1 protein-coding gene is annotated in these 1761 nt (G+C 59.5%); it reads right to left on the reverse strand.

Annotated features, from left to right (window positions below; genetic code table 11):
• Nucleotides 1-1761: immunoglobulin-like domain-containing protein (locus AC5PZ0_RS28170; RefSeq protein WP_493856197.1), on the reverse strand; the 1761-nt coding region annotated here is incomplete at both ends.

Here is a 1761-nt window from a genome sequence, read left to right on the forward strand (position 1 = left end):
CGCCTTGATGGTGACGGTGGCGTTGTTGCTCAGGGTCACGACCAGATCGTGAGCCAGGGCATTGTTGATGTGAACGGTGAACGTTGGTTTGACGTTCTCGGCAACCGAAACCTGATCAGCCGTGATGGTGACTTTGACCAAGTCGCCTTCGTTGCCGGTGCCTGGAGTACCCGAGCCCGGCTCGTCGGTCACGGTGGTGCTGACTGGGGTCTTGTCCAGAACCAGGTTCTCGAACTTCCAGGCGTCTGCGCCGCTGACATTGGCAATCGACTTGACCACCGCGTCGTTGGTACCAACGTAGACGTTGTCCGGCGCGGTGACGGTAGCGAAGCCGGTGGTGCTATTGGCCGCGACGGTAATGACCGTTTTGCCGTCACTCAGGGTGAAGTACAACGGCGCGTGGTTATCGATCGGCAGACCATCTTTGTTGGTCAAGGTGATGGTGTAAGTGATTTCACCACCTTCGGAGACCGAAGGGGTCGCGGTCAGCTTGGCCACCACGTCGTCGGTGGTGTCAGTGACTTTGACCGACGCGGCATCACCCAGCTGCAGGTTTTCAAAGGCACGACCGTCAACATCGACGGCAGATTTGATGCCCAGCTCGATTTCACCGGCGTCTTTGTAGACGTCATCGCCTTGTGCGTCGTGGGTATACGGCTCGCTCGAAGTCTTGCCGGCCTCGATCACCACAACCGCATTATTGCTCAGCGTCACGACCAGGTCGTGGGCCAGCGCGGTGTTGATGTGGACAGTGAAGGTCGGTTTGACGTTCTCGGCGACCGAGATTTGGTCAGCGGTGATGGTGACTTTGACCACGTCGCCTTCGTTGCCGGTGCCTGGAGTACCCGAGCCCGGCTCGTCGGTTACGGTGGTGCTGACTGGGGTCTTGTCCAGAACCAGGTTCTCGAACTTCCAGGCGTCTGCGCCGCTGACATTGGCGATCGACTTGACCACCGCGTCATTGGTACCGACGTAGACGTTGTCCGGCGCGGTCACCGTGGTGAAACCGGTGGTGCTATTGGCCGGCACGGTGATGACCGTTTTGCCGTCACTCAGGGTGAAATACAACGGCGCATGGTTGTCGATCGGCAGGCCGTCTTTGTTGGTCAGGGTGACGGTGTAAGTGATCTCGCCGCCTTCGGTGACCGAAGGGGTGGCAGTCAGCTTGGCCACGACATCGTCGGTGGTGTCGGTGACTTTGACCGAAGCGGCATCGCCCAGCTGCAGGTTCTCGAAGGCACGGCCATCGATGTCTGCTGCCGACTTCACGCCCAGCTCGATTTCGCCAGCGTCTTTGTAGACGTCGTCGCCTTGCGCTTCGTGGGTGTATGGCGCGCTGGTTTCACCGGCCTTGATAGTGACGGTGGCGTTGTTGCTCAGCGTCACGACCAGGTCGTGAGCCAGGGCAGTGTTGATATGAACGGTGAAGGTCGGCTTCACATTCTCAGCAACCGATACCTGATCGGCGGTGATGGTGACCTTGACCAGATCGCCTTCGTTGCCAGCGCCTGGAGTACCCGAGCCTGGTTCGTCAGTGACAGCAGTGCTGACCGGCGTTTTGTCCAGAACCAGGTTCTCGAACTTGCCAACATCGGCGCCATCGACGGTGGCGATCGATTTGATCACCGCGTCGTTGGTACCGACGTAGACGTTGTCCGGAGCAGTCACGGTGGTGAAACCGCTGGTGCTGTTGGCCGGAACCGTGATGACAGTGGTGCCGTCGCTCAGCGTGAAGGTCAGCGCCGAGTGCTTATCAATCGG

The sequence above is a fragment of the Pseudomonas sp. 5.2 genome, assembly GCF_059025405.1.